Source organism: Rhizobium sp. P1_B8 (assembly GCF_056406515.1).
Genome location: NZ_JBFTZZ010000013.1, coordinates 107,030 through 127,560 on the forward strand (window position 1 = coordinate 107,030; position 20,531 = coordinate 127,560).

Sequence of the window (20,531 nt, forward strand, 5' to 3'; positions counted from 1 at the left end):
GCATTCCTGCACCCACCGGTTCGCAAGGCTCCGCGCCGGCGGCAGCAGGCGCGAATGGCACGCGTGTGCTCAGCATTCCTTTCTACTTTATGATTTATTCACACATCAAATACACACTGCATTTGCGCGTTTTGGGTTGCTATCTGGACATGGGCATGAGCGCTCGTGATGCGACCGTCAGCGTCGATGCCCGTATTGATACGCCAGTCGGGAACATGTCCGACTGAGCCGCAATTCTAGGCCGCCGCGGAATGTTCCAATTTTTGAAAACGATGCCTCTGACAGCCAAGCTGGCGGCGATTATCGTTGCCGTAAACCTCTGCGGCATTTCCGCTTTCGCCACCTATACCTGGATGTACGAAACCCGGGCGTTGATCGATGGCGCCAAGGCGAACTGGTCCAAGGATGCGGAGCAGTTTGCATCTCTGGCCGCCGGCGGCGTGAAATGGGGGAAGGCGAACGCCGTTCGCGAGGCTTATTCGCTCTACCGCGACGACCCCTCGCTCGATCTTGTACAGTTTGCCGCATTCAACGCGGAACCGGCCTCCGTCGATACGTGGACACGCGACGGCATCAACGGTTTGCCTGCACCCGCCGATCTGGCGAAGCGTCTCAGCGCGAAACCGGAAAAGACGACTGTCGATGATAGCGGAACCTCCGCCGGCGTGGTCACGATCATCGCGCCGCTTCCGCTGGATAAGGCAGGCAAGGCCACCGGCTACATCGTCACGAACTGGTCTGTCGAAAAAATCGCTTCCGAAGTCAGGCAGAAAGTTCTCATTTCGCTGCTCACGCAGTCCGCGATCACCGCCATGGCCGTCGTTGCCTTCCTTCTCGCCATGCGCAGCCTGGTCGGCCGGCCCATCAGGGTGATCAGCGAACGAATTAGTGCGTTGCAGAAAGGCGATCTGGTCTCTCCCGTCACCTACAGGGAAAATGGCGACGAGATCGGATTTCTGGCGCGTGCACTGGAAGTTTTCCGTCACGAGGCGATTGCGAAAGTCGAGAGAGAGCAGGCCGCTGCCGAGCAGAGTGCTTCGCTCGACGCCGAACGGGCGCGCAACGCATTGTTGACCGAAGAGGCCAGCAACACGCAACGGCTGGTCATGAACGCTCTCGCGAATGCATTGGAAGGGCTCGCCGCCGGCGACTTCTCGATACACCTGGCCGATGTCGGTCCCGAATTCGACAAATTGCGGCAGGATTTCAACAACATGGTCGATGCGGTCGCGGCCGCTCTGACAGAGATCAAGACCGCTTCCGTGGCGGTTGAAACCGGCTCGAGCGAGCTGGCGACCTCCGCAGATCAACTCGCCAGGCGGACCGAGCAACAGGCAGCAGCATTGGAACAGACCGCCGCCGCACTGGATGAGGTGACCACGACGGTCAGAACATCGTCGCAACGGGCTGAAAATGCCGGGCAGTTGGTCGAGGAGACAAAGCGGAGCGCCCATGTCTCGGCGACGGTGGTGCGTGATGCGATCGGGGCGATGGACCGGATTCAAACCTCGTCGAGCCAGATCGGCCGCATTATCGGCGTCATCGACGAAATCGCCTTCCAGACGAACCTGCTGGCGCTGAACGCCGGCGTCGAGGCGGCGCGTGCAGGCGAAGCCGGCAAGGGTTTTGCGGTTGTTGCGCAGGAAGTGCGTGAGCTCGCCCAGCGGTCTGCAAATGCAGCCAAGGAAATCAAGAACCTGATCAATGTGTCCGGCGACGAAGTTGCTGCGGGCGTCGGGCTGGTGAACCAGACCGGCGATGCCCTCCTGAAGATCGAGGAGCAGATCAACCGCATCAGCGACAGCATCGCTTCCATCGTCCAATCCTATCGCGAACAGGCGACGGGCCTGCAGGAAATCAACAGCGCGATCAACCAGATGGATCAGACGACACAGCAGAACGCGGCAATGGTCGAGGAAACCAACGCGGCCTGCCACGAACTGCTGTCGCAAGGACGCCTGCTGCAGGACTCGGCCGGCAGGTTCATCGTCGGCGCGTCTGCGGCAAGCCAGCCCAAAGCCGTTCAACCCACCCGCCAATCTCGTCCCGAGCCGAGAGCCTCCGTGCAGCGGCATGCAGGAAATGCCGCCGTTGCCGCTGCTCCCGGGGCCTGGGAGGAGTTCTGACGTCGTCTTCGCCCGATAAGCCTTAGTTCTCAACAACCTATAATCAGGAAGGAAACAGTTATGACGAAACTCGTGCCCGCATTTCTTTTGGCCTGCACCGCATTTGCCATGCCGATGGGCGTATCCCTGGCACAGGATGCCAAGCTTGCCCCGATCTCCGACTACGTGACGAGCGACGTAAAGCCCTGGCTGAACGACCCTGCCATCATCGAGGCCGTCAAGGCGCAGAATGCTGCCAACGCCAATCTCAGCGCTGCCGATATCGACGCCCTCGACAAGAAGTGGCGTGCCGAAGTCGATGGCTCCGACCACGCCATGATCGACGGCGTGCTCAACAATGCGCTGTCGAAATTCCTTCAGGGCAAGAAGGAAGCTTCTGGCGGCAAGATCACCGAGATCTTCGTCATGGACGCAAAGGGGCTGAATGTCGGTCAAAGCGACACCACATCCGATTACTGGCAGGGCGATGAGGGCAAGTTCCAGAAGTCCTTCGGAGCCGGCAAGGACGCCGTCTTCGTCGATGAGATCGAAAAGGATGAATCGACCCAGACGCTCCAGTCGCAGGCAAGCGTCACGATATCAGACGACGCGGGAACGCCGATCGGCGCCATCACCGTCGGCGTGAACGTCGACGCCCTGTGATCTCAGGAACTGCGTTTTCTAGAACAGTGCGAATGACCGTCGCCCGAGAGCATCTTTAGAGCGACAGGTTTAAACAAAGCTTAGAGCGCGTCGCATGCACGAGATCGAGCGCGACGCGCTTCTTGCCTCGCCGGGGTATCCCTCCGTAGAAGCCGTTGCCGTCCCCCGGAGCGCTAGATTTTCAGACAGAAAATTCTACGTGACATCACGCAGGCGTGGCGCTACATACGCCCCATGTCGATCACATCAATCAACGCCTTGGGATTTTATTGGTACCGCTGCTCTCAGCGGATGCGGGTCCATGCGTAACTGAATTCGACGCGACGACAACCCGAACAGCCGCTAGTCTACCTGGCGGCTTTTTTGTTCCGCACGGTATGACCAAACAGGAGCCATACCGTGTCTGATACCATTGATGATCTGCGTATCGTCGAGATCACCCCACTCACCAAACCTGCCGATATCATCGCGGAAATTCACCGCAATGCTACTGTCACGGACACCGTGACCAGCAACCGTGATGCGATCCATAAGATCCTCCAGGGCGAAGACGATCGCCTGATCGTCGTCATCGGCCCCTGCTCCATCCATGACCCCGTTGCGGCTCGGGAATATGCCGCACGGCTGGAGGAACAGCGACGCCGCTTCGCCGACGATCTCGAGATTGTCATGCGCGTCTATTTCGAAAAGCCTCGCACGACCGTCGGCTGGAAGGGCCTGATGAACGACCCGCATCTCGACGGCAGCTACCGGATCGAGGAAGGGTTGAGGATTGCGAGACGCCTGCTACTCGATATCAATGCGATGGGTCTTCCGGCCGGCGTCGAATTTCTCGACACGATCACGCCGCAATATATTGCCGATCTCGTCAGTTGGGGTGCGATCGGCGCGCGCACGACCGAAAGCCAGGTCCATCGTCAGCTTGCCTCCGGCCTTTCCTGCCCGATCGGCTTCAAGAACGGCACCGATGGCGGCGTTCGCGTCGCGCTGGATGCCATCCTCGCAGCCTCGCAGCCGCATCACTTCCCGGCGGTGACCAAGGACGGCCAGGCAGCAATTGCCTCGACGACTGGCAATGACGACTGCCACATAATCTTACGCGGCGGCAAGCGGCCGAACTATGAAGTGGCCGATGTCGAAGCGGTCACCGGCGAAGCCGTCAGGCTCAGCGTCGCCCCGCGCATCCTCATCGATGCCAGCCATGCCAATAGCGGCAAGGATCCGATGAACCAGCCGCTCGTCGTCAGGAACGTCGCCGCGCAGATTGCCGCCGGCAACAGCGACATCAAGGGCATGATGATCGAAAGCAACCTCGTCGCCGGCCGCCAGGACCTCGTTCCCGGCAAGCCGCTGGTCTATGGCCAGTCCATCACCGATGGCTGCATCGACTGGGATATGTCGGTCGCGGTGCTGGAGGATCTGGCAAAATCCGCCCAGGAGCGGCGCCGGACCTAGTCAGCCGGAAAATAGCGGACATAGGCGAATTCTTCGCCATCAGGAGACCAGCAGGGCACGTTGATTGTGCCCTGCCCCCCGAAGAGCTCGAACAGCGTCTTCAGATTGCCGCCGTCCATGTCCATCAGCCGCAGCCGCACGTCGAGATCGCGCGGATGGTCGAAAACCGAGGGGTCGTAGGAGAGGATCAACACCTTGTCATTCGAAGGCGACGGATGAGCGAACCAGTTGCCCTGATTGTCGGAGGTCACCTGCTCGAGCCCGGTGCCGTCGGGGTGGATGCGCCAGATCTGCATCAGCCCGGTGCGGCTGGAATTGAAATAGATCCATTGCCCGTCGGCGGAATAATCCGGCCCGTCATTGCGGCCTTCGCCATGCGTCAGCCGCGTCTCGGCACCGCCGTCGACGGAGATGGTGTAGATATCGAAGACGTCGTCGCGGATGCCGCAATAGGCAAGCTGGCGCCCATCCGGCGACCAGCCATGCCAGTAGGACGGCAGGTTCTGAGTGACAAGCCGCGGCGTGCCGCCTTCGATCGGCAAGGTATAGATCGCCGACTTGCCGAATTCGGTCTTGTCGGAGATGACAATCTTCGTCCCGTCGGGCGAAATGCCGTGATCATTGTTGCAGTTGACGGCAAAGCCGGTATCGACCCTGACCATCTCGCCGCCATCGAGCGGCAACCGGTAGAGCAACCCGTCGCCGTTCAAGAGCAGGTAGGAACCATCGGGCGAGAAATTTGGCGCCTCGACCAGTTTCTCCGTCTGCCAGACCTCGCGGGCCCTGCCCGTCCTGACGTTGTAGATCTCGACCGAGCTGCGCATGTTTCCTCCCGATATTTCTATGGTCTCAGCGGTCCCGGAACCGATTGGTGATGGGATAGCGCCGGTCGCGACCGAAATTCTTCTTGGTGATCTTTACCCCCGGCGCCGATTGCCGGCGCTTGTATTCGGCGAGATAGAGCAGATGCTCGACCCGGTGGACGGTCGCAACATCGTGGCCGCGCGCGACGATCTCCTCGACCGCCATTTCCTTCTCCACCAGGCACTCGAGAATATCGTCGAGAACGGGATAGGGCGGCAGCGAATCCTGGTCCTTCTGGTCGGGACGAAGCTCGGCCGAAGGCGCCTTGTCGATGATATTCTGCGGGATCACCTCGCCCGACGGCCCTAGCGCACCCGGCGGTACGTTTTCGTTGCGCCAGCGGGAAAGCGCATAGACCTGCATCTTATAGAGATCCTTGATCGGGTTGAAGCCGCCGTTCATATCACCGTAGAGCGTGGCGTAGCCGACCGACATTTCCGACTTGTTGCCCGTCGTCACCACCATCGAGCCGAACTTGTTGGAAATCGCCATCAGGATGACGCCGCGCGCCCGGCTCTGCAGGTTCTCTTCGGTAATGCCGCTATCCGTGCCTTCGAAAAGGCTGGCGAGCGCGCTGCTGAAACCCGTCACCGGCTGTTCGATCGGCACGATGTCGTAACGACAACCGAGCGCCTTGGCGCAATCGGCCGCGTCCTTCAGCGAATCCTCGGAGGTGTAGCGGTAAGGCAGCATGACGGTGCGCACCCGCTCTTCGCCCAGTGCGTCGACGGCGATCGCCGCGCAGATCGCCGAGTCGATGCCGCCGGAAAGGCCGAGCACGACGGTCTTGAAGCCGTTCTTGTTGACGTAGTCGCGAAAGCCCAGCAGGCAGGCGCGGTAATCGGCTTCCTCGCGCTCTGGAATATGCGCCATCGGTCCCTCGGCACAGTGCCAGCCGCTGTCGCCGCGCTTCCATGTCGTCACCGCCAGCGCGGTTTCGAACTGGCTCATCTGGAACGCAAGCGACTTGTCGGCATTGAAGGCGAAGCTCGCGCCGTCGAAGACGAGTTCATCCTGGCCACCGAGCTGGGCGGCATAGATCAGCGGCAGCCCGGTCTCGATCACCTGCTTCAGCACCACCTGATGGCGGATATCGACCTTGCCGCGATAATAGGGCGAACCGTTCGGCGACAGCAGGATTTCAGCCCCGCTTTCGGCCAGCGTCTCGCAGACGCCGAGATCGCCCCAGATATCCTCGCAGATCGGAATGCCGATGCGCACGCCGCGGAAATTCACCGGCCCCGGCATGGCGCCCTGGTCGAAGACCCGCTTCTCGTCGAACTCACCGTAATTCGGCAGGTCGATCTTGTCGCGCACCGCAATCACCTTGCCGCCGTCGAGCACGGCGACGGAATTGTAGCGCCCGGTCTCGTCCTGCCGGGGAAAACCGATGATGACGCCGGGCCCGCCATCGGCAGTGTCGGCAGCCAGGCTCTCGACCGCCTTCCAGCAGGCACGGATAAAGGCGGGCTTCAGCACTAGGTCCTCCGGCGGATAGCCGGAGATGAAAAGCTCGGTCAGGACGAGCAGATGCGCGCCCTCCCGGCTCGCATCGGCGCGGGCCTCGCGCGCTTTCGCGAGATTGGCTGCGACATCACCGACCGTCGGGTTGAGCTGGCCGATGGCGATACGGAAGATATCAGAAAGAGCGTTTTCCTGTGTCATGTCATTTATTTAGCCTGCGCCTTTCGCGACCGCAACACGTTCGCGTCGAAAGCGACACTTCGCGACGACGAAATTTTTATGAACGGATCGCGCATGGCACAGCGCGGCATCGATACGCATTGCAATTTGTTAGCGGAGCGGAATACTGGCGCCGAAAGCGACCGTATCGACAACCGGCATCGGAAACAGGCAATGTCTAATCTTTCGGACTTCGTGCACCATCATTTCGACAAGCCGGCCGACGAACTCGGCGACGTCGAAAAGCGCGTGCTGGCGAAAGCGCACGAACGCAAGGTCATCTCGACCGACGTCAACGCCGCCTTCTCAGCCGACGCCTCCTTCGGCGAGCGCATCGCCGACAGCATCGCCCGCATCGGCGGCTCTTGGTCCTTCATCATCGCCTTTTTTGTCTTCCTCGTCGCCTGGACTGTCATCAACACCATCATTCTGGTGAGCGGCGCCTTCGACCCCTATCCCTTCGTCTTCCTGAACCTGATCCTGTCGATGCTCGCCGCCATCCAGGCGCCGATCATCATGATGTCGCAGAACCGTCAGGCTGAGCGCGACCGCTTCGAAGCCGCCAAGGATTATGAGGTCAATCTCAAGGCCGAGCTCGAAGTGCTCTCCCTGCATCAGAAGATCGACATGCATGTACTGACTGAGCTGACGGGGCTACGCGAGGACGTGGCCCGCCTCAGTGCCGCGCTCGCCGCCAAGGGCTAATGCATGTCGCCCAAAAGTGTGCAGCGGTGGTGATAACGACATGTATCAAATGAAGACCTAAAGGGCGTCGCATGAATCCGATGCGACGCCCTTTAAGTCGGATTCACCGCATATTGCGGCAAGCCGTCCGATATCTCGTAGAAATCGCCCTTGTCGGCGCAGTAGATATGATGGCCGAAGGCAAGGCCGCTCGGCGTGTCGAAGGCGCCCGCCATGACCGAAATCTCCGCCGATCCGTCCGCCTGCCAGAACAGCGCGGAGCCGCAATTCGAACAGAAGCCGCGCTGCGCCTCCTCGCTCGACCGGTACCAGCGAACCGCCTCAGTGCCTTCTACCGACAGAGCCGCGCGCGCCACATTGACCGCGGCATAATAAAGTCCCGTCTGCCGGCGGCATTGCGAGCAATGGCAGCCGACGACAGGTCCGGGCTTTGCCGTACTTGAAAATCGCACGGCGCCGCAAAGGCAGGCGCCTGTATGCTGTTCGGTCATCGTCGCCCCGCTGTTTCCAAGGGAACGTTGCCGCCGATCTGCTCCGGCGTCAAATCCATTTCCCTGAACGAACCATCAGGAATCTTGAAGGCCGCCGGCCCTGTGCCAATCACGCCAACACTTCGGCACGGAGCAGGAAGTAGCATTTCCTTATGCGCGCACCTCCCGAGCCAACACGGAAACACACCATAGGTTGCAACATAAGGAAAATTCCTCAATAAAATGCTATTTTCCTAACAAAACAAAGGAACTTCATAATAATCTAATACATCCAAAACGTTTATTATATAATCCAAAATTAACCTCCACGGCTCTAGAGTCACAACCGTTGATCGATACTCTGCACGGTCAGCCTGCGAGGTGAAAAATGAGAATTTTCCAACGTTTCCCTTCGAACGAACGTGGCGCCGCAGCAATCGAATTCGCCATTGTCGCGCCGCTCTTCCTTCTGGTGGTACTGACGATGATCGCCTACGGCATCTATCTGAGCGCATCCCATGCAGTGCAGCAGTTGACCGCCGATGCCGCGCGCACCGCCGTTGCCGGCATGACCAGCCACGAGCGATCGCAGCTGGTCGATGATTTCATCAGCCAGTCGACCATCGACCATCCGCTGCTCGAAAAGAGCAAGTTGCATGTCACCGTTACCACCGACCCCGGCAATGCCAACCAGTTCACCGTGACGGCGGAATATGACACCGTCAACCTGCCGATCTGGAACCTCTACACCTTTCCCCTGCCCGACCACATGATCCGGCGCTTCGCGACCATCCGGATGGGAGGCCTGTGAGATGCCGATGTTCGGGGCCCGCCTGAGCCGCTTCGCCACCGATGCATCAGGCAATATCGCCATCATGGCAGCGATCTCAGCCCCGCTCATCCTCTATTCGCTCGGCCTGGGCGTCGATTACGGCATGATGACGCTGCAGCAGCGCCGCCTGCAGCAGCTGAGCGATATCGGCGCCATCGTCGCCGCCGCCGACATCAGCCACGCCGCCGACAACCTCGTCGCCAATTTCGATCAGAACGGCGTCAACATCGCCGTCCGCACCAACACGGGTTATGCGACGAAGACGGGCTCGCTGCCGGCAACGGCTGATCTCAAGCAATTCGACGCCGTCGCCGAATTCACTCCCGGCACCTATCTCGCCGATGCCTCGGTGCCGCTCGGCAGCCGTTTTGCCGCCGGCATCCAGCCCTATGACGCCGTCAAGGTCGGCATCACTCAGAAGGCGGAGCTGATCTTCGCCACCGCCTTCGCCGCCGCTCCCAACCTCAGGGCGGTCGGCACCGCCTCGGCCTCCAAACTCGCTGCCTTCTCGATCGGCTCGCGGCTGGCAAGCCTCAATGGCGGCGTGCTGAACACGCTGCTCGGCAGCCTGCTCGGCACCAGTCTCTCGCTGAAGGTCGCCGATTACGAGGCGCTCACGTCAGCCGATATCAAGCTGCTCCCCTTCCTCGATATGCTGGCGACCGATCTCAACCTCACCGCCGGCACCTATGACGAGCTGCTGGCAACCGACATCTCCTATCCGCGCCTGCTGAAAACGCTCGGCAAGTCCGGCGGCCTGACACTCACCGTCACCAAGGCGCTCGACGCGATCGAAAAGGCGCTCGGCACCTCGCAGGTCAAGATCAGGCTCGAGGATCTCTTCAACCTCGGCCCGGCCGGCGAGCGCCTCATCGGCAGCGGTTCTCACCTCTCGGCCGAGGCGAGCGTGATGGATATTGTTTCGGCGGCAGCCGTTGCGGCAAACCAGGAGAAGCAGGTCGCAGCCAATCTCAACGGCTCCGTGCCTGGACTTGCCACGGTCAAGTTGACGCTTGCGATCGGCGAGATGCCGAAGGACGCCGCTTCGAACGGGATCGGCGCCACCGGCGCCACCGTCCGCACCGCACAGGTGCGCCTGGCTCTCGATGTTTCTGCGCTCGGCGCCAATTCGCTTGCCGGGCTGAAGGTGCGCGTGCCCCTTTATCTCGAAGTCGCCCATGCCGAGGCCAAGCTTGCGAGCATCTCCTGTCTCGGCGGCAGCGCCAGAAACGCCAGCGTCGGCGTCGATGTCGTGCCCGGCGTCGCGGAACTGTCGCTCGGCGACGTCGATCCCAACGCCTTCGTCAATTTCGGCAGCGCGCCGCGTGTCAGCCGCGCCACGATGATGAACGCGCCGCTGCTCAGCGTCTCCGGACTCGCCCATGTCAACCTGACCAATCTCAGCAAGACCAAGCTGACCTTCCAGCCGGCCGACATCGCGGCAAAGACCATCAAGAACGTTTCGACCAAGGACACGCTGACCTCTGCCATGGCGTCGCTGGTGAAGGAGACCGATATCCAGGTCAGCATTCTCGGCCTCGGCATCGGCCTATCGAAAACAGTGGTGCAGAGCGCCGTCGCCGATACACTCACGGGGTTGACCAAGCCGATTGACGAGCTGCTTTTCAACCTCCTGACGCTGCTCGGCATCAAGGTCGGCGAAGCCGACGTGCGCGTCACTGACGTACGCTGCCAGCAATCGGTGCTGGTGCAATAAGACCTGTGCTCGCCCGAAATTGCGCCGGCAACCTGTTGCCCGCCGACAACACTTGCCAGCCTCGTCCGGTAGACGCATTGAATCCGGCGCGGTTGTCGGCGATACTTACAGCGCCGCGCGTCTTTTCAGACGCGCAAAGGACGCAGTAACACTTGGAATTTCTCAATTCATCCTCGGGAGACTGACATGAGAGCGACCCTGTCCAAACAGAAAGGAACCATCCCCCACAAGGACATTCAGCTTCATGAACATTTCGTTCTCCCGCGCGAGGAAAAGCTCGCGACGCCGTAACCCGTCCCCGAACCTCTTACGCGACCATTCGAATGCCGCCGATCGCGACCGGCGCCGGTCGCGTATGCGCAAATTCCTCTCCTACTACCGCCCGCATCTGCCTTTGCTGCTGGCCGATTTGCTTTGCGCCATCCTGGTTGCTGGCACAGCGGTCGCCATGCCGCTCTGCGCCAATGTCGTCACGAGCCGGCTTCTGGCTCTACCCGATGCGCCGCAGGCCTTCGGACAAATCCTTGCCATGGGCGGCATCATGCTCGCCGTTCTGGCCGTCCAGATCGTCGCCATCTTCTTCGTCGACTACCGCGGCCACGTCATGGGCGCCCGCATCGAGGCCACGGTGCGGCAGGAACTATTCGAGCACTGCCAGAAGCTCTCGTTCAGCTTCTATGACCGCCAGCGCACCGGCCAGCTGATGAGCCGCATCACCAATGACAGCCTGTGGCTGGGTGAGCTCTTTCACCACGGCCCCGAGGATCTTTCCATCGCCGTGCTGAAATATGGCGGCGCCATGCTGGTGCTGTTCTTCATCGATCCGCCCTTGGCAGCCCTGATCCTGCTGCTCACCCCGGTGGCGGTGGCCTATGCGCTCTATTTCAACCGGCGTATGAACCGCGCGCTCGAAGCCAGCAAACGGCAGATCGCCGCCGTCAACGAGCGCGTTGAGGATGCTCTTGCCGGCATCCGCGTCGTCCAGTCTTTTGCCAACGAGGCGCTGGAGAAGGAACGTTTCGCCGAGCAGAACCGACGCTTCCTCAAAAGCCGCGCCGAGGGCTACCGCAGCGAAGCCTGGTTTTCGGTCGGTACCGAAACCTTCGCCCAGCTCATCACGATAATTGTTATCGTCGTCGGTGGCCTGCGCATCCTGACGGCGGAACTGACCGTCCCCGACATGTTGACCTTTCTGCTCTGCGTCGCTGTGCTGGTCGATCCGGTGCAGCGGCTCGCCAATTTCGTGCGCCTCTGGCAGGAGGGCTACACCGGCTTCATCAGGGCCATGGAGATCCTGGAGATTGCCCCCGATATCACCGATCGACCGGCCGCGCGTCCGATGCCGGCGCCCAGGGGAGAGATCAGTTTTTCCGATGTCGCCTTCGGCTACGAGGCCGATGGCCCGCGGGTGCTCGAGCAGCTGTCGCTCACCATCGCGCCCGGTGAGTTCGTCGCCCTGGTCGGCCCGTCGGGCGTCGGCAAAAGCACGCTTTGCGCGCTGATCCCGCGTTTCTACGATGTCGAAGCAGGGGCGATCCGCATCGATGGCACCGATATCCGCGAGGTGACGTTGGCCTCGCTCCGGCGCCATGTCGGGGTGGTACAGCAGGATGTCTACCTCTTTGCCGGCACAGTGGCGGAAAACCTGCGCTACGGCCGGCCCGACGCCAGCGATGCCGAGCTGGAAGCGGCCGCGCGCGCCGCCAATGCGCACGACTTCATCATTGCCCTGCCCCATGGCTATGGCACCGATATCGGCCAACGCGGCGTCAAGCTCTCGGGCGGCCAGCGCCAGCGCATCACCATCGCCCGGGCCTTCCTCAAGAATCCGGAGATCCTGATCTTCGACGAAGCGACCAGCGCGCTCGACAACGAGAGCGAACGGGCGGTACAGCAGGCACTGCTCAGCCTGGCGAACGGCCGAACCACCCTGGTCATCGCCCACCGCCTGTCGACCGTCCGCCACGCCGACCGTATCCTGGTCCTGACGGCTGATGGCATCGTCGAACAGGGCACCCATGATGAGCTCATGGCGCAAGACGGCGTCTACGCCAACCTGCACAGCGTCCAGGCCAGCATCTGACTGCAATTCCACCTTCGCAGCATAAAAAAGCCCGGCATCGCCGGGCTTTTCTTCATCCATTTGGGGCCACCGCATAATTCCCTAAATCGGTATCGATTTAAGGGTAAAATTATGCAGCAATCCAAAGTGCTACAGCGTCCCTTGCGCGTCTTTTCAGACGCGCGGCGCTGTAGTTTCAGCCGTTCGCGACCATGCGCTTTTCGTCGCGGCCGCCCTTCATGCGCTCGGCAAGCAGGAAGGCGAGTTCGAGCGCCTGGTCGGAGTTGAGGCGCGGATCGCAATGGGTGTGGTAGCGGTCCTGCAGGTCTTCTGCAGAAACCGCACGAGCGCCGCCCGTGCATTCCGTCACATCCTTGCCGGTCATTTCGACATGAATGCCACCCGGATGCGTGCCTTCGGCGCGGTGGATCTGGAAGAAGCTTTCGACTTCCGACAGGATCCGCTCGAAGGGACGGGTCTTGTAATTGTTGAGCGTAATCGTGTTGCCGTGCATCGGATCGCAGGACCAGACGACCTTACGGCCCTCGCGCTCGACGGCGCGGATGAGGCGCGGCAGGTTGTCGGCGACTTTCTCATGGCCGAAGCGGCAGATCAGCGTCAGGCGCCCGGCTTCATTGGCCGGATTCAGGATGTCGATCAGCTGCAGCAGATCGTCTGCCTGCAGCGACGGGCCGCATTTCAGGCCGATCGGGTTCTTGATGCCGCGGCAATATTCGACATGCGCATGGTCGGCCTGGCGCGTGCGGTCGCCGATCCAGATCATGTGGCCTGACGTGGCATACCAGTCGCCCGACGTGGAATCGACGCGGGTCAGCGCCTCCTCGTAGCCGAGCAGCAGTGCTTCGTGGCTGGTGAAGAAATCGGTCTCGCGCAGGCTCGGATGGTTTTCCGAGGTGATGCCGATCGCCTTCATGAAATCCATGGTTTCGCTGATGCGGTCGGCAAGCTTGCGGTAGCGCTCGCCCTGCGGACTATCCTTGACGAAGCCGAGCATCCACTGATGGACGTTTTCGAGATTGGCGTAGCCGCCCATCGCAAAGGCGCGCAGAAGGTTCAGCGTCGCGGCCGACTGGCGATAGGCCATGGCCTGGCGTTCAGGATTCGGAATGCGCGACTCCTCGGTGAATTCGATGCCGTTGATGATGTCGCCGCGATAGGCGGGCAGCGTCACGTCGCCCTGCTTCTCGACATTCGACGAACGCGGCTTGGCGAACTGGCCTGCGATGCGGCCGACCTTGACGACTGGAAGTTGAGCGCCGAAGGTCAGCACGACCGCCATCTGCAGGAAGGCGCGGAAGAAGTCGCGAATATTGTCGGCGCCGTGTTCGGCAAAGCTCTCGGCGCAGTCGCCGCCCTGCAGCAGGAAGCCGTTGCCTTCGGCGACGTTGGCAAGATGCTTCTTCAGGCGGCGCGCCTCGCCCGCGAAGACGAGCGGCGGATAGCTGGCGAGCGTGGCCTCCGTTGCCGCCAAAGCGGCTGTGTCGGGATATTCGGGAACCTGCAGGATCGGTTTTTGCCGCCAGCTGCTCGGGGTCCAATTGTCTGCCATCTCACTCACCCGTTCTCACATCCTTACCTTAGGATGCCTCAATATGCGGCGGCTTATAGACCTTTAGGTCAGGCTTGCAAAGACCAATCGCCGACAGTTGTCGCCTCACCGCCGCCGCCCGGCATTCTCTGATTAAATCCGCATATACCATGTCGATTTCCCCATATTTTAGACTTTCAATGTAGAACCGCAAAGAGTTCAACATCGGGGACATGGCATGGCGATCCTTCCGTCCGGTTTCATATCGGATCGCTCGGGCAATTTCGGCATCATGACGGCACTGCTGGTGGTGCCGCTCTTCGGTGCGGCCGGCATGGCCGTGGATCTCGCCCATGCGCTCAGCCTGAGGACACAGCTTTACGCCGCTGCCGATGCCGCCGCCGTCGGTTCGATCGCCGAAAAATCCGGCGCAGTCGCAGCCGCGATGACCATGAGCGGCAACGGCACGATCTCGCTTGGCAAGGACGACGCCCGCAGTATCTTCATCTCTCAGATGTCCGGGGAGCTGACCGACGTTCATGTCGACCTCGGCATCGATGTCACCAAGACCGCCAACAAGCTGAATTCGCAGGTTTCCTTCAGCGCGACGGTGCCCACCACCTTCATGCGCATCCTCGGCCGGGACTCGATCACGATCTCGGGCTCCGCGACGGCCGAATATCAAACTGCCGCTTTCATGGATTTCTACATCCTGCTCGACAACACGCCTTCTATGGGCGTCGGCGCAACCGCGACCGATGTTTCGAAACTGCAGGCCAAAACAGGCTGCGCCTTCGCCTGTCATCAGATGGACCAGAGCACCAACAATTATACCATCGCCAAGAGTCTCGGCGTCGCCATGCGCATCGACGTCGTGCGCCAGGCAACCCAGGCGTTGACCGATACGGCCAAGACCGAACGCGTCAGCAGCGATCAGTTTCGCATGGGCGTCTATACTTTCGGCACCAAAGCCGAAGACGCCAAGCTGACGACGATCTCCAGCCCCACCTCCGACCTGACGAAGGTGAAGAATTACACCGACGCCGTTGACCTGATGACCATTCCCTACCAGAACTACAATCAGGACCAGCTCACGAGCTTCGATAGCGCCCTGACCCAGATGAATACCATCATCGATCCGGCCGGTGACGGCACGTCGAATATCAGCCCCGAAAAGATCCTGTTCTTCGTTTCCGATGGCGTCGGCGACAGCTACAAGCCGTCGACATGCACCAAGAAGACGACCGGCGGCCGCTGTCAGGAACCGATCGACACCTCCTTCTGCAAGCCGCTGAAGGATCGCGGTGTCAAGATCGCCGTGCTCTACACCACCTACCTGCCGTTGCCGAGCAACGATTGGTACAACAAATGGATCAGCCCCTTCCAGAGCGAGATTCCGACGAAGATGCAGGCATGCGCCTCGCCCGGCCTCTATTTCGAGGTGACGCCGACCCAAGGTATCACCGATGCGATGAAGGCGCTCTTCCTCAAGGTCATCCGGGCGCCGCGCATCACCAGCTAATGCATCGGCTCGGATATCGGAATCGATATTCGGAAAGCACGATGCGTAAGTTCAAAGTGTTAGAGCGTCCTTTGTGCGTCCGGAAGGACGCACGGGGCTCTATGCGCCCGGAAGTGTGCAGCGGTTCCGGGTCAACGACATGCATAAAACAAGAAGCTAAAGCCCGTCGCGGCTCAAAGCCGCTTGCCGTCGCGGATCCGATAGCTCGGCGCATACATGGTGACGAGCTCTTCGGCGGCAGTCGGATGCAGCGCCATCGTCCGGTCGAAATCGTCCTTGGTGCAGCCGGCCTTCAGTGTGATGCCGAGCAACTGCGCCATCTCGCCGGCATCGTGGCCGAGGATATGGGCGCCCACCACCTTGCGGCTCGCCGCATCGACGATCAGCTTCATGATCATCCGCTCGGCCCGGCCGGAAAGCGTGGCCTTCAGCGGCCGAAACTGGGCGCGGTAAACCTCGAGCTCGCCGTAACGTTTGCCCGCATCCTCTTCCGAGAGGCCGACAGTGCCGATCTCCGGCTGTGAGAAGACGGCGGTCGGGATCAGCTCGTAATCCGGCCGGGTCGGATTGTTCTTGTATTCAGTCTCGATGAAACACATCGCCTCGTGGATCGCCACCGGCGTCAGCTGTACCCGGTTGGTGACATCGCCGAGCGCATAGATGTTTTCGACATTGGTGCGAGAATATTCATCGACGATAACGGCGCCGCGCTCGTCGACCGCGACGCCGGCCGCCTCGAGGCCGAGGCCTTGGGTGTTCGGATCGCGCCCGAGCGCCAGCATGACGACGCCGGCTTGCAGCGTGCCGTTGTTCAGCGTCTCCAGAATGAGGCCGTCCTCACCCTTGGAAATCTTCTGCAGCGTGTCGTGGCAGAGGATGCGGATGCCCTTGGCGACCATTGCCTCGTGCAGCCCACGCCTCAGATCTTCGTCGAAGCGCGACAGAATCTCGGCGCCGCGATAAATCAGCGTCGTCTCGACGCCGAGGCCATGGAAGATATTGGCGAATTCGACTGCGATATAGCCGCCGCCGGCGATAACGATCGATTTCGGCAGCTCTTCAAGATGAAAGGCCTCGTTGGAGGAGATGCAGAGTTCGTGACCGGGAAGGGCTGCATGCGGGTTCGGCCGTCCGCCGGTGGCGATCACGATCGTCTTGGCCGTCACCGTCTGTCCAGTCTTCAGCAGCCGCACCGTATGGGCATCGACGAGCTCTGCGCGCGTTTCCAGGATCTCGGCATTGGCGCCGGCGAGACCTTTCTTGTAGAGGCCTTCCAGCCGGGCGATTTCGGCATCCTTGGCCGCCACCAGCTTTTTCCAGTCGAAGCTGCTTTCGCCGACCGTCCAGCCGAAGCCCGCTGCATCCTCGAAATGCTCATGGAACTGCGAGGCGTAGACGAAGAGCTTCTTCGGCACGCAGCCGCGGATCACGCAGGTGCCGCCGTAGCGGTATTCCTCGGCGATCGCCACCTTCTTGCCGAGCGAGGCGGCGACACGTGCGCCGCGCACGCCTCCGGAACCGCCACCGATGACGAAGAGGTCGTAGTCGTAGGAAGACATGAGGAGCTCCGGAAGGGAATCGCAGGAAGGATATTGCTGATATAGGGGCGATCATCACGAAAACAAAAGCCCGCTCCTGCGTCATCCCGTTCCCATCGCCGAATCTTCATTGTAAACGGCTGCGATTGACCCGGTCGCCGAAGGCTGGCAGGCAATCCATAGGATGGAAAAGAATGCCGGAGCAAAAGATGGATCAAACTCTCTTCGCCAATCTGTGCCGGGCTGGCAAATTCAAGGAAGCGCTCGGCCTGGCCATTCAGGGCCATGAGGACGAAAAATACACCCCGAGCCGCTTCTCGATCGACAAAAAGACGAGACTGCCGATCTTCTACCGCGGCAACAAGCGCGTGGAGCCGGATGAGGACGGTGTGTGGCAACTTGCAAAGAACCCGAACGCGTAGGGACTGAGTTCCGGCGCATATGCGATGCCAATTGCGTCTGCCGAGCGATTGTTGCTGTCAGCGGGTAATGCGGAAATCCGTCGGGTTCTTCTCAAGCTGGGCTGCTTCCGTCTCGACGCCCGAAACCGACGCCCCCGAAGGCCCGCGCCTGAAACGCTCGATCATCGTCGAGATGGCGATGTCGGCTCCTGCGATCACAGCGACGACGGCCCCGTCCTCTTCATTGCGAACCCAGCCCGTCAAACCGAGCCGTACCGCCTCATCGCGCGTCCAATAGCGAAAACCGACACCCTGCACCTTGCCGGATATCCGCACTCGCACAGCCTTGTCATGATCGGACATCTGCAGTCACCTGAAACCTCGCCGGCGGCATTGGCCGCATCATAGCAAAAAAGCCCGGACGATACCGGGCTTTCGCAAATTTGATGGGCGAACTTTACTGCTGGGCAGCCGGTGCTGGAGCCGGAGCGGCCGGGCTGTCGGTTGCCGGCGGCGGCGCCTTAATGACCTTGGAAAGCTCGGCGTTGCTCTGCTTTTCCAGGTCGCGGGAAATACCCTGCGCCCAGATATCGGCAGCCTTCGCCGTCTCGCGCGAGGCGACCGGGCCGTCACGCAGCAGCTTCTTGCCGACGTCGGAATTGTAGAAGTCGGCGATCGCCTTCAGCTCATCGACGGTGAAGGTCTTGGCATAGGTGAGCGCCGCCTCCTTCTCCAGATCGCCGCGGCGCGGCGCCAGCGCCAGCGCCTGCGCGTCGACCGTCGACGAAATGATGTCCTGGTAGTTCGGCGAATCCTGGATCAGGCCGGCCTTCAGGCGCTCGGCGAGACCGGGCAGAATGTTGTCGAACTGGGCAGTGGCGCCGATGGCGTCGATCGCCGCGCGAGACGCCTTCAGCTGCTCCTCGGAGACTTCCTGCGCGTTGACGGCGGAGCCGAAGGCAAGCCCGGAAAGAAGGACGGTCGCAGCGGCGAGACGGCCAAGACCTGCAATGTTCATCATGAGTATACGCTCCTGTTATCTGTTTGCCTGCAGTGTGCGCACACCCGCAGGACCGGCAATGATCGCAAGTGCCGCCATATTGATAAAGAGCCCGTGTTCGACGACGCCGGGTATGGAATTCAGCTCGCTCGAAAGCGCCTCTGCATCAGGAATGCGGCCAAAAGATGCATCGATGATGTGATGGCCGCCATCCGTGGTAAACTCTCCGTCACCCGACTGGCGCAGAGCGAGTTCACCCGAGAGGCCGAGCCGGGCCGCGACCTTTTCGATCGCGATGCGCGTCGAGACGAGCCCGAATGGATTGACCTCGATCGGCAGCGCGAAGGCGCCGAGCGTTTCGACCAGCTTGCTCTCGTCGGCAATGACGATCATTCGCTCGGAGGCGGCCGCGACGATCTTTTCGCGCAGCAGCGCACCGCCGCCGCCCTTGATCAGCCTGAGCCCCGTATCGACCTCGTCGGCGCCATCGATGGTCAGGTCGAGTGCCGGCAGTTCGTCGAGCGACTTCAGCGGCACGCCGAGTTCGACGCAGAGCCGCGCGGTTCTTTCGGAGGTCGGGACGCCTTCGACCCTGAAGCCGCCCGCGACCTGCTCTGCCAGCAGGCGAACGAATTCTTCCGCCGTGCTGCCGGTGCCGATTCCGAGACGCATCCCGCTTTCGACATGGGCGAGCGCGGCCTCGGCGGCCTTGATCTTCATTTCGCGGGCATCCATGCGCCGCCAGCTCCGATTATTGCGTTGGATGTGCTGTTTACACGGCTCGCCTGGCAAACGAAAGTCAAAATCATCACGGAAAATGAAAAGCCGAAACAGAGGCCTGCGGCCTTCCCGGCCGTCGCCGGACGTTGCTTTCCGCCGCGCGATCGCCTACCTCAGGACGATCCATCGCTCCTCAAGACGACCATCGCTCAAAGAGACATGCCCTTGACCCCTGCCCCCGCTCGCCCGGCGCTCGTCGTCTTCGATCTCGACGGCACCCTTCTCGATACCCATGTGGACCTGGTCGAGAGCCTGAACCATACGATCGCGGTCCTTGACCTCGAACCGGTCAGCTACGACGACCTCACCCATCTCGTCGGCCAGGGTGCGCGCGTGATGATCGAGCGCGCCTGCCGGCTGCGCGGCCATCCGCTCGAAGGCGACGCCCTGCCGCTGCTGGTCGAGCGTTTCGTTGCCCATTATGCCGGCAACATGCCCGGCCGTACCGAGCCCTATCCTGGCCTGGTCACCGCCATGGACCGGCTCAGATCCGAAGGTTACCGCCTCGCAGTCTGCACCAACAAGATGGAAAGCCTGGCACTCGGCCTGCTCGACAAGCTCAACCTCGTCCGATATTTCGATGCCATCACTGGCGGCGACACCTTCCCCGTGCGCAAGCCCGACGCCCGCCACCTCACCGGCACTATCGAACGCGCCGGCGGCGACATCGCCCGCACGGTAATGATTGGCGACAGCATCAACGACATCGCCGTTGCCAAGAATGCCGGCGTGCCCTCGATTGCCGTGCCGTTCGGCTATTCCGACGTACCGGTTTCGAGCCTCGATCCGGATGTTATCATTACCCATTTCGATGAGCTGACGCCGCAGCTGGTAGAAAGGCTGCTACAGGAATATGCGGAGAAGGTTGCCGTCTGAAGTTTGGCGATCAGCCGTATGTCTTTGCGATCGCGGCCCCCTAATCCGACCCTTCGGGCCACCTTCTCCCCGCTGGGGAGAAGAGGGGAACTAGCGGCACGGCTGCAACCGCACGAAACAGTTTGATCAGAAGCGAGGCGTCTCCGCAACGTCCCTTCTACCCAGCGGGGAGCAACCATGTTTCAATTTTGCTGGTATTGTGGCGTCCATTCGGTGTTTCGAATGAGGATGGCATTGGCGAGGATGATGAGTTTGCGGGCGACGGCTATGACGGCGCACAGGTGTTCCTTGCCGTTGCTGCGCAAGCGC

Annotated in this window: 18 protein-coding genes; 10 read left to right on the forward strand and 8 right to left on the reverse strand. The window is 61.1% G+C overall.

Annotation, left to right across the window (positions count from 1 at the left end):
• The first annotated feature begins 251 nt into the window (after positions 1–251).
• The 3 genes from AC1D2N_RS17065 to AC1D2N_RS17075 all read left to right on the forward strand — a co-directional run bounded on the left by AC1D2N_RS17065 (position 252) and on the right by AC1D2N_RS17075 (position 4,223).
• A complete protein-coding gene (locus tag AC1D2N_RS17065; protein ID WP_130652515.1) occupies positions 252–2,126 on the forward strand; it encodes a methyl-accepting chemotaxis protein in 1,875 nt (624 codons plus the stop codon).
• 60 nt (positions 2,127–2,186) lie between these two features.
• The gene (locus AC1D2N_RS17070; protein ID WP_115157465.1) at positions 2,187–2,768 is read left to right on the forward strand and encodes a hypothetical protein; all 582 of its coding nucleotides are present in this window, start codon (positions 2,187–2,189) and stop codon (positions 2,766–2,768) included.
• A gap of 399 nt (positions 2,769–3,167) precedes the next feature.
• Positions 3,168–4,223, forward strand: a complete 1,056-nt coding sequence (locus AC1D2N_RS17075) for a 3-deoxy-7-phosphoheptulonate synthase (RefSeq protein WP_130652516.1) — start codon at positions 3,168–3,170, stop codon at positions 4,221–4,223.
• Here the strand turns inward: AC1D2N_RS17075 and AC1D2N_RS17080 are convergent.
• Together AC1D2N_RS17080 and AC1D2N_RS17085 are read right to left on the reverse strand one after the other, a co-directional pair.
• Positions 4,220–5,047: a TolB family protein gene (locus AC1D2N_RS17080; protein WP_130652517.1), complete on the reverse strand. Its 828-nt coding sequence runs from the start codon at positions 5,045–5,047 to the stop codon at positions 4,220–4,222. The genes AC1D2N_RS17075 and AC1D2N_RS17080 overlap by 4 nt on opposite strands.
• A 25-nt stretch (positions 5,048–5,072) precedes the next feature.
• Positions 5,073–6,752, reverse strand: a complete 1,680-nt coding sequence (locus AC1D2N_RS17085; protein WP_130652518.1) for an NAD+ synthase — start codon at positions 6,750–6,752, stop codon at positions 5,073–5,075.
• 192 nt (positions 6,753–6,944) lie between these two features.
• On the opposite strand from AC1D2N_RS17085, the gene AC1D2N_RS17090 reads away from it, so the two are divergent.
• Complete coding sequence (locus tag AC1D2N_RS17090) at positions 6,945–7,475, forward strand: DUF1003 domain-containing protein (protein WP_026188414.1); 531 nt, start codon at positions 6,945–6,947, stop codon at positions 7,473–7,475.
• 92 nt (positions 7,476–7,567) lie between these two features.
• Here the strand turns inward: AC1D2N_RS17090 and AC1D2N_RS17095 are convergent, their stop codons facing one another.
• Positions 7,568–7,966 (reverse strand): GFA family protein, encoded by a 399-nt coding sequence (locus tag AC1D2N_RS17095; RefSeq protein ID WP_477981646.1) that lies wholly within the window; start codon positions 7,964–7,966, stop codon positions 7,568–7,570.
• A 367-nt stretch (positions 7,967–8,333) separates the two neighbouring features.
• Between AC1D2N_RS17095 and AC1D2N_RS17100 the strand changes: the two genes are divergently transcribed.
• The 3 genes from AC1D2N_RS17100 to AC1D2N_RS17110 all read left to right on the forward strand — a co-directional run bounded on the left by AC1D2N_RS17100 (position 8,334) and on the right by AC1D2N_RS17110 (position 12,577).
• Positions 8,334–8,756, forward strand: coding sequence for a TadE/TadG family type IV pilus assembly protein (locus AC1D2N_RS17100; protein ID WP_130652519.1), 423 nt, complete (start codon positions 8,334–8,336; stop codon positions 8,754–8,756).
• 7 nt (positions 8,757–8,763) lie between these two features.
• Complete coding sequence (locus tag AC1D2N_RS17105; protein WP_130653544.1) at positions 8,764–10,494, forward strand: pilus assembly protein TadG-related protein; 1,731 nt, start codon at positions 8,764–8,766, stop codon at positions 10,492–10,494.
• Positions 10,495–10,738: 244 nt separating this feature from the next.
• Positions 10,739–12,577, forward strand: a complete 1,839-nt coding sequence (locus tag AC1D2N_RS17110) for an ABC transporter ATP-binding protein (RefSeq protein ID WP_130652520.1) — start codon at positions 10,739–10,741, stop codon at positions 12,575–12,577.
• A gap of 175 nt (positions 12,578–12,752) precedes the next feature.
• On the opposite strand, the gene AC1D2N_RS17115 is transcribed toward AC1D2N_RS17110, so the two are convergent.
• Entirely contained in the window at positions 12,753–14,126 is a 1,374-nt protein-coding gene (locus AC1D2N_RS17115; protein WP_130652521.1) for a class II 3-deoxy-7-phosphoheptulonate synthase, read from the reverse strand.
• Between the two features lie 217 nt (positions 14,127–14,343).
• On the opposite strand from AC1D2N_RS17115, the gene AC1D2N_RS17120 reads away from it, so the two are divergent.
• Positions 14,344–15,627, forward strand: coding sequence for a pilus assembly protein TadG-related protein (locus tag AC1D2N_RS17120; protein ID WP_130652522.1), 1,284 nt, complete (start codon positions 14,344–14,346; stop codon positions 15,625–15,627).
• Between the two features lie 173 nt (positions 15,628–15,800).
• Here the strand turns inward: AC1D2N_RS17120 and gor are convergent, their stop codons facing one another.
• Positions 15,801–17,186, reverse strand: coding sequence for a glutathione-disulfide reductase (gene gor / locus AC1D2N_RS17125; RefSeq protein ID WP_130652523.1), 1,386 nt, complete (start codon positions 17,184–17,186; stop codon positions 15,801–15,803).
• A gap of 188 nt (positions 17,187–17,374) precedes the next feature.
• Here gor and AC1D2N_RS17130 point away from each other — a divergent pair, with 188 nt between their 5' ends.
• Positions 17,375–17,587 (forward strand): hypothetical protein, encoded by a 213-nt coding sequence (locus AC1D2N_RS17130; RefSeq protein ID WP_028733025.1) that lies wholly within the window; start codon positions 17,375–17,377, stop codon positions 17,585–17,587.
• Positions 17,588–17,644: 57 nt separating this feature from the next.
• On the opposite strand, the gene AC1D2N_RS17135 is transcribed toward AC1D2N_RS17130, so the two are convergent.
• The 3 genes from AC1D2N_RS17135 to rpiA form a co-directional block, all read right to left on the reverse strand.
• Positions 17,645–17,929 carry an acylphosphatase gene (locus tag AC1D2N_RS17135; protein WP_130652524.1) on the reverse strand — a complete coding sequence of 95 codons (285 nt, stop codon included), beginning with the start codon at positions 17,927–17,929 and terminating at the stop codon, positions 17,645–17,647.
• Positions 17,930–18,023: 94 nt separating this feature from the next.
• Entirely contained in the window at positions 18,024–18,587 is a 564-nt protein-coding gene (locus AC1D2N_RS17140; protein ID WP_018242272.1) for a DUF2059 domain-containing protein, read from the reverse strand.
• Between the two features lie 15 nt (positions 18,588–18,602).
• Complete coding sequence (gene rpiA, locus AC1D2N_RS17145; RefSeq protein ID WP_018445131.1) at positions 18,603–19,301, reverse strand: ribose-5-phosphate isomerase RpiA; 699 nt, start codon at positions 19,299–19,301, stop codon at positions 18,603–18,605.
• A gap of 204 nt (positions 19,302–19,505) precedes the next feature.
• Here rpiA and AC1D2N_RS17150 point away from each other — a divergent pair, with 204 nt between their 5' ends.
• Positions 19,506–20,222 (forward strand): HAD family hydrolase, encoded by a 717-nt coding sequence (locus AC1D2N_RS17150; RefSeq protein WP_018445130.1) that lies wholly within the window; start codon positions 19,506–19,508, stop codon positions 20,220–20,222.
• Positions 20,223–20,531: the final 309 nt, after the last annotated feature.